The 7,167-nt window shown below is 46.6% G+C and carries 7 protein-coding genes, 1 tRNA gene and 2 pseudogenes; 8 read left to right on the forward strand and 2 right to left on the reverse strand.

All coding sequences use genetic code 11. From position 1 onward, the window contains the following. The 7 genes and pseudogenes from Q0236_RS08940 to Q0236_RS08970 form a co-directional block, all read left to right on the forward strand. Positions 1–120: pseudogene (locus Q0236_RS08940) on the forward strand (1-(5-phosphoribosyl)-5-((5-phosphoribosylamino)methylideneamino)imidazole-4-carboxamide isomerase); the annotation flags it as partial. A 78-nt stretch (positions 121–198) separates the two neighbouring features. Further along, a complete protein-coding gene (locus Q0236_RS08945) occupies positions 199–1,062 on the forward strand; it encodes a 50S ribosomal protein L11 methyltransferase (protein WP_297917012.1) in 864 nt (287 codons plus the stop codon). After that, complete coding sequence (gene ftsH, locus Q0236_RS08950) at positions 1,059–3,008, forward strand: ATP-dependent zinc metalloprotease FtsH (RefSeq protein WP_297917014.1); 1,950 nt, start codon at positions 1,059–1,061, stop codon at positions 3,006–3,008. The genes Q0236_RS08945 and ftsH overlap by 4 nt, the downstream gene beginning before the upstream one ends. A gap of 127 nt (positions 3,009–3,135) precedes the next feature. After that, positions 3,136–3,885 (forward strand): CDP-diacylglycerol--serine O-phosphatidyltransferase, encoded by a 750-nt coding sequence (gene pssA / locus Q0236_RS08955; RefSeq protein ID WP_297917016.1) that lies wholly within the window; start codon positions 3,136–3,138, stop codon positions 3,883–3,885. Positions 3,886–3,969: 84 nt separating this feature from the next. After that, on the forward strand, positions 3,970–5,484 hold the full coding sequence (locus Q0236_RS08960; RefSeq protein ID WP_297917018.1) for a 2-isopropylmalate synthase: 1,515 nt from the start codon (positions 3,970–3,972) through the stop codon (positions 5,482–5,484). A 156-nt stretch (positions 5,485–5,640) separates the two neighbouring features. Beyond that, complete coding sequence (gene atpE, locus Q0236_RS08965) at positions 5,641–5,979, forward strand: ATP synthase F0 subunit C (RefSeq protein ID WP_297917020.1); 339 nt, start codon at positions 5,641–5,643, stop codon at positions 5,977–5,979. A gap of 69 nt (positions 5,980–6,048) precedes the next feature. Next, positions 6,049–6,133, forward strand: a tRNA-Leu gene (locus Q0236_RS08970). Positions 6,134–6,157: 24 nt separating this feature from the next. Here the strand turns inward: Q0236_RS08970 and Q0236_RS08975 are convergent. Continuing rightward, positions 6,158–6,514: a type II toxin-antitoxin system HicB family antitoxin gene (locus tag Q0236_RS08975; protein ID WP_297917022.1), complete on the reverse strand. Its 357-nt coding sequence runs from the start codon at positions 6,512–6,514 to the stop codon at positions 6,158–6,160. Continuing rightward, positions 6,511–6,738, reverse strand: coding sequence for a type II toxin-antitoxin system HicA family toxin (locus Q0236_RS08980; RefSeq protein ID WP_297917024.1), 228 nt, complete (start codon positions 6,736–6,738; stop codon positions 6,511–6,513). Before Q0236_RS08980 ends, Q0236_RS08975 begins: the two co-directional genes overlap by 4 nt. Before the next feature lie 198 nt (positions 6,739–6,936). Here Q0236_RS08980 and Q0236_RS08985 point away from each other — a divergent pair. Next, positions 6,937–7,167, forward strand: a pseudogene (locus tag Q0236_RS08985) (IS1595 family transposase); the annotation flags it as partial.

Genomic DNA, 7,167 nt, shown 5'->3' on the forward strand with positions numbered 1-7,167 from the left:
GTAAAGGATATGAGCGACATAATCTCGCTTAAAAACGCAGGGCTCATCGCGGGCGTCATCGTCGGCAAGGCATATTACGAAGGCACGCTCGATCTTAAAAAGGCGTTTGAAGCTCTATAAAAACGCCCGAGCGTAAGCAAAGTTTGAACTAAATTTTAGTAATATGCAAATTTTAAAATTTAAAGGCGATGTGAGGCGATGAAAGATTTTTTTTATGAGATGATCGTAAAAAGCGCGAATGCAAGCGAGCTTTTTAAAAACTTTGCGTTTGAGCTCGGCGTTACCTGCGTCGAAGAACGCGGCGATCGCTTCATAATCCGCGACGAAGAGGATCTGCAAAATTTAAAATTTGCGTTTGAGGAGTTTAAAAAGGGGCTTGCGCGATCTCTTAATTTAGACGCCGATCTGCAGATCGAAATTTCAAAAAAGCCTAATATCGATTGGATCGAGCAGTATAAAAAAGGCGTCGCGCCCGTGGCGGTCGGCAAATTTTACGTCCGTCCGAGCTGGTGCGAAAGATCGCAAGATCCCGCGCTAATCGATCTTCTGATCGATCCTGCGCTGGCGTTCGGCTCAGGCCATCACGAAAGCACCAATATGTGCCTGGCGATACTTAGTGAACTTACTTGCGCGGGTATGAGCGCGCTTGACGTGGGCTGCGGCAGCGGAATTTTAAGTATCGCGATGAAAAAACTGGGCGCAAAAGTAAGTGCCTGCGATACCGACGAGCAGGCGGTGACCGCTACGCAGCAAAATGCCGAGAAAAACGGCGTGCAGATCGATAAAATTTGGCTCGGCAGCGTTTCAAGCCTAAACGAGCAAAGTTCAAGCAAAAGCGCGCAGCCGCAGTTTGATCTCGTCGTCGCAAATATAATCGCCGACGTGATTTTGATCCTAAGCGCGGATCTGAAAAAAGCGCTAAAACCCGGCGGCAAGCTCGTGCTGTCGGGAATTTTAGAAAAATATAAAGATAGGATAGAGCAAGCCTTTTCGGATTTAAATTTCGTGCAGATGAAAAAGCAAAACGAATGGCTTAGCTTCGTATATGAAAGGAAGATATGAACAATAACCAAAACAATCAACCCCCTCAAAACGGCGGTGGAAATAATTTTTTCAATAAAAATCCGATCGGCGTTTTTATTATTTTCGCGCTTATTTTGATAGTCGTGTTTAAAGCGATATCCCCAAGTGGCGGATTTGATAGCGGCGGAGTGCTAGGCTCCGTCTCGGGCGAGAGTAGAAACGTAACTTACTCCGAGCTAAAATCGCAGATCAAAAACTCTCAAGTGAGCATGGTTTCCATCGGAAGTTCCACGATTAAAGCGCAAGTCGGCAACGTAATCTACACCGCCAAGCGCGTGGATGATCCCGAGCTAGTTCAAATTTTAGAATCGCGCAAAATTCCATACGGCGCGTATAACGAGAGCAATTTTTTGACCGATCTGCTCTTTAGCTGGGTCTTGCCGCTCGTGATTTTCTTTGGAATTTGGATGTTTTTAGCCAACCGCATGCAGCGCAATATGGGCGGCGGCGTGCTCGGCATCGGAAGCTCTAAAAACCTGGTAAGCGCCGAAAAGCCGAAGGTTAAATTTAGCGATGTAGCGGGCGTCGAAGAGGCGAAAGAGGAGGTTAAAGAGATCGTAGATTTCTTAAAAAATCCGGAGCGATACATCAGCCTCGGGGCTAAAATTCCAAAAGGCGTGCTTTTGGTGGGTCCTCCAGGCACGGGTAAGACGCTGTTAGCCAAGGCTGTCGCGGGCGAAGCGGACGTGCCGTTTTTTTCGGTATCGGGTTCGAGCTTCATCGAGATGTTCGTAGGCGTGGGCGCTAGCAGGGTGAGGGATCTATTCGATAACGCTAAAAAGCAGGCTCCGGCGATCGTTTTTATCGACGAGATCGACGCGATCGGCAAAAGCAGAACCGCAGGCGGTATCGGCGGTGGTAACGACGAGCGCGAACAGACGCTAAATCAGCTACTTGCCGAGATGGACGGCTTCGGCTCGGAATCAAGCCCGGTGATCGTCCTTGCGGCTACCAACCGCCCCGAGACGCTGGATGCGGCGCTTCTGCGTCCAGGCAGATTTGATAGGCAGGTTTTGGTCGATAGACCCGATTTTGACGGCAGAATGGCAATTTTAAAGGTGCATATGCGCGACGTTAAATTTGCCCGCGACATCGATATCGAAGAGATCGCGCGACTTACCGTGGGCTTTGCGGGAGCCGATCTTGCAAACATCATCAACGAAGCCGCGCTTTTAGCGGGTCGCGAGGCAAAGGCGGAGGTCGAGCAAAAAGACCTGCTCGAAGCGATCGAACGCGTCGGTATCGGACTGGCTAAAAAATCGCGCCGCGTAAGCCCGATCGAAAAGCGAATCGTCGCCTACCACGAAAGCGGGCATGCGCTCATCGCCGAGCTTACCAAAGGCGCGATGCCGGTATCTAAAGTAACTATCGTACCGCGCGGATTGAGTGCCGCGGGATATACGCTAAATTCTCCGTTTGAAAATAGATATCTGCATCAGCGCCATGAAATTTTTGCCGAGATCGATACGTTTTTGGCGGGGCGCGCGGCGGAGGACGTGTTTTTAGGAGAGATCACCGACGGCGCGGGCAACGACCTACAGCGCGCTACCGATATGCTTAAATTTATGGCTACTCAGGTCGGAATGACCGATGCGCTCGGGCTTGCGGTGCTAGAAAAGCAGCAGTATTCCTTCCTAAACGGCGGACAGAGCATCAAGGATTACAGCGAGGTAACGGCGGTTAAGATCGACGAATATGTCCGCAAGACGCTGGATGAGCGCTACGCGGCGGTAAAAGAGACGCTAAGGACCTACGCTCCGGCGATCGAGGAGATGGTAAAGGCGCTGTATGAGAAGGAGACGGTCTCTGGAGAGCAGATCGTAGAGATCATCTCTAAATTTGAAAAAGATAACGGCATGCCTACCCGTCTGGTGCGAAATTTAGGCGCTAACGACGATATCGAAAGCGCAAAGAGCGAGGCTTAAATTTAAAGCCTCGCGCAGGGCAAGAACTTAGCGCTAAATTTTAAGAAGGTCGCGCTAAAATGCTTTACGCGTGATCCGCGGCACCGAATGAAAAGCGGTGTAAAAATAAAATTTTAAAGAGTAAGAGATGGAAGAGGAAAAGGGAAAATTAATCTACATATTGCCGAATCTTTTCACGGCGGCAAGCGTATTTTTGGCGGTCATCAGCATAATTTCTACGATCAAAGGCAACTTCAGCGCCGCGATCTTTTATATCATTTTATCCTTGATCTGCGACGGGCTTGACGGCCGCGTGGCGAGGCTAACGCATGCTACGTCGAAATTCGGCGTGGAATTTGACAGCCTTGCGGATATCGTGGCTTTCGGCGTTGCGCCGGCGCTACTGTTTTACTGCGCGGTCGGGCACGATTACGGTAAGGTCGGTTCGCTCGTAGCTGCGCTTTACGTGGTTTTCGGCGCGATCAGGCTGGCGCGATTTAACGTCACCACGGGCACCTACGAGCCTAGCGTTTTTATCGGGCTGCCGATTCCGACGGCTGCGATTACGATGGCGTTTTGGATTGGAATTTATCTAAAATATGAGCTTTCCAAAGGGTTTGGGGTATTTTTGATCATCGCAATGGCGGCGCTATCGTTTTTGATGGTAAGCAACATCCGCTTTCCGAGCTTTAAAAAGATCAGCCTAAAGCGCCCCAACGCGATTAAAATTTTAGTGCTTCTAATCGTCGTATTTTTCTCGCTTTTATATCTTTTCAGGCTGGAATTTCCGGCGGTGCTCACTTTGGTTTATATCGTTTACGGTTTGGTTCGCGGAGCTTTAAATTTAAGCGCGGCTAAATTTCATAAAAAAGACAAACCCGAGGAAACGGCGAAATAATCTCAGATATGTTTATCGCCGCGATTGTTTTAAGCTTGCACGGCTATAATTTTGCCAAATTTTAACCATTTGAAAGGATTTGTAATGGACAAAAATAAAATCATAATCTTCGATACTACGCTTCGTGACGGCGAGCAAAGCCCCGGAGCGTCGATGAATACGGATGAGAAGATCCATCTTGCGTTGCAGCTTGAAAAGCTGGGCGTAGATGTTATCGAGGCGGGTTTTGCAGCGGCGAGCCCCGGGGACTTTGACGCGATAGAAAAGATCGCGGGCACCGTTAGCAAGGCTCGCGTATGCTCTCTTGCGCGCGCTTTAGAAAAAGATATCAAAGCCGCTGGAGAAGCGGTAAAGGGCGCGAAGCTTGGGCGTATCCACACCTTCATCGCCACAAGCCCTATCCATATGGAATTTAAACTCAAAATGCAGCCGCAAGAGGTCATAAAGCGCGCCGTAGAGTCTGTGCAATACGCAAAAAGCCTATGCGATGACGTGGAGTTTAGCTGCGAGGATGCGTGCAGAAGCGATATCGGCTTTTTAAAAGAGATATGCGACGCCGCGATAAACGCCGGAGCCTCCACTATAAATATCCCCGATACGGTGGGCTATCTCTATCCGGATGAGATTACTGCGCGCATAGGCGAGATCGTTAAGCTTATCGGCGAGCGCGCCGTAGTTTCGGTACATAACCACAACGACTTGGGAATGGCTACCGTAAATTCCTTAGCCGCTATCTTGGCAGGAGCCAGACAGGTCGAGTGCACGATAAACGGTATCGGCGAGCGCGCGGGCAACGCGGCGCTAGAGGAGATCGTAATGGCGATCAAGACGCGCACAGATAAATTTGCGCCGCTTTATACCGATATAAATTTGAAAGAAATTTATCCATCCAGCCGCCTAGTCGCTAGCATTACCGGCATCGAGCCGCAGCCTAATAAAGCGATCGTGGGCAAAAACGCCTTCGCGCATGAAAGCGGCATCCACCAAGACGGCGTGCTAAAACACAAAGAAACTTACGAGATCATGCACGCCGAGGATATCGGGCTTGATAAAAACTCGCTCGTGCTGGGCAAACACAGCGGACGTCACGCCTTTAAGGACAAGCTGGTATCTTTGGGATATGAGCTTAGTAACGAGCAGATTGAGATCGCGTTTAATAAATTTAAAGCGCTCGCCGACAGCAAAAAGGACGTTTTCGACGAGGATATTAGAGAGCTCGTAAACGACGAGTTCGTGGGAGCCGAAAAGACCTACGAAGTGCTGGTTTTAAGCTCCAATAGCTGCAACAAAGGACACGCTAGCACCGCGCTTACGCTAAGATATAAGGATGAAATTTTAAGCGATAGCGCGCTTGGAAACGGCGGCGTGGATGCGATATTTAAAGCGATAGATCGCATTAGCGGCATCAGCGGTAGCCTGAAGGAGTATCAAGTAAAAGCGGTCTCGCAGGGTAAAGACGCGCTAGCGAAAGTAACCGTCAAGGTGGAATTTGCGGGCGAGGGCGCCATCATCGGCAGAGGACTTGACGTAGATACGATGCTAGCGTCTGCAAAGGCCTACGTTGCAGCGCTAAATACATATCTCGACGCTAAGCGCTAAGATGTCGGCGTGCTCGGCGGGATTTGTTAAATTTAACGCAAATTCCGCCAGATTAAACAAATCAAAAGCAAAATTTTAATAATATTTTGCTCTTGAAACGGTGGAGTAGGGGTATTGATCCGAAACTCGTTTTAAAATTTATTTATGGAGACTTTTATGAAAAAAGTTCTTGTATTGTTATTTGCGCTTTGCGGCGCGGCTTTCGCTAGCGAGCAGCTAAGTGCTTACACTCAGATCGTTTCTTATTCTGCGATCACGGTCGGTATCGTTTTGGGCTTGGCTGCCTTCGGTGGCGCTATGGGTATGGGAAATGCCGCTAACGCGACAATTACCGGTATTGCTAGAAACCCGAGCGTAGCTAGCAAACTATCGACTACGATGTATATTTCGCTTGCGATGATCGAAGCGCAGGTTATCTATGCATTAGTTATTTCATTTATCTTGCTTTTCGTAAATCCTTTTTTGACAGCGGGTTTAAAGGCTGCTGCAAATTGATACTAAGCCCGAGAAATCGGGCTTTAAACTTATATAATTCAAGGCTTGAGATTAAGCTTTAAAATTTATGCGACCGTGGTGGAATTGGTAGACACGCTATCTTGAGGGGGTAGTGCCGCAAGGTGTACGAGTTCAAGTCTCGTCGGTCGCACCATATTTAGTCTTACAATAGATTTTATTAAATTCCCTTAAGCTTTAAATTTGCAGCCTCGCTTAAAAATTGTGATCTATTATTGGTTACCTTGTCAATAGCATTAAGCAAAGATTGCGAAAGGCTTACATTTACACGAATTTTCTTATCGGAAGTAGGCTCGGGAATAAAATCGTTATGCTCTAGCATACTCTCAAGCGTAGATTTAAAAGCGGCATCAAGATCATTTAATGCTTCCTCTTTTGTATCGCCGTCACCCCAAAACAAAGCATAACCTTTAAATTCCGGCATAAAAGCACCCCAGCCGCCGCCTTCATCGTCCGCTATCTTTCTAAGCTCGATTTTATAAGGCAAATTCAGGTAATAGTTTAAATCCTTTTTCATTTCTGCTCCTCTATAGATTTTAGCACAAGTTTAACGTAGAAAATTTTCATAGGCTTATGCTTGGGCAAAGTTACCAAATAGCCGTTTCTGACAAAATTATGATGAGGGCCTTTAACGCTTTGCAAAATAAAACCTCTACTAAGTAAAATTTTTTCTAGCGTCTCAAACCTTACGTTCTTGGGATTGTTTTGTAAATCCTTGATTAATTTATCGTCTTTGCTCATTTTTTAAACTTTCGTGTGTAATTATACACAAGCAAGATTAATAAAATTTTAAATACGCGGGGTAAATTCAAGTCTACCAACTATAAGAATTTTTCCTGTTTTTTGAATTTTTAGATAATTTTTTAAGCCCTATTTTTGGGAATTTTAAAATTATTTAGGCTCAAGATAAGTTAAAAACTTTCAAAGGAGTTTTTAACTATGATCCTGCCGATGAAAAACAAGTATATAATCCGTTCCCGAATTTCGCAGAAGAAATTTAGAGAAATTCTCAAGTACTTTGCAGAGGATATAAGGCTACTAAAATAGCAAATTTTACAGGAATCTCTAGAATTTCCTTAATAAGATTCTAAAAAGCATTAGAGTTTTGATGTCTCAAGAGTGTGAAAAGATAAGCAAATTTAGCGGTGAAATTTCCAGCTCGCAAGCTCG

The sequence above is a fragment of the uncultured Campylobacter sp. genome (genome assembly GCF_938031315.1).
Lineage (GTDB): Bacteria > Campylobacterota > Campylobacteria > Campylobacterales > Campylobacteraceae > Campylobacter_B.

Bases quoted from the DNA above. Each gene is read 5' to 3' on its own strand.
- Q0236_RS08945 (WP_297917012.1), top strand. From the start codon at position 199: ATGAAAGATTTTTTTTATGAGATGATCGTAAAAAGCGCGAATGCAAGC.
- ftsH (WP_297917014.1), top strand. From the start codon at position 1,059: ATGAACAATAACCAAAACAATCAACCCCCTCAAAACGGCGGTGGAAAT.
- pssA (WP_297917016.1), top strand. From the start codon at position 3,136: ATGGAAGAGGAAAAGGGAAAATTAATCTACATATTGCCGAATCTTTTC.
- Q0236_RS08960 (WP_297917018.1), top strand. From the start codon at position 3,970: ATGGACAAAAATAAAATCATAATCTTCGATACTACGCTTCGTGACGGC.
- atpE (WP_297917020.1), top strand. From the start codon at position 5,641: ATGAAAAAAGTTCTTGTATTGTTATTTGCGCTTTGCGGCGCGGCTTTC.
- Q0236_RS08975 (WP_297917022.1), bottom strand. From the start codon at position 6,514: ATGAAAAAGGATTTAAACTATTACCTGAATTTGCCTTATAAAATCGAG.
- Q0236_RS08980 (WP_297917024.1), bottom strand. From the start codon at position 6,738: ATGAGCAAAGACGATAAATTAATCAAGGATTTACAAAACAATCCCAAG.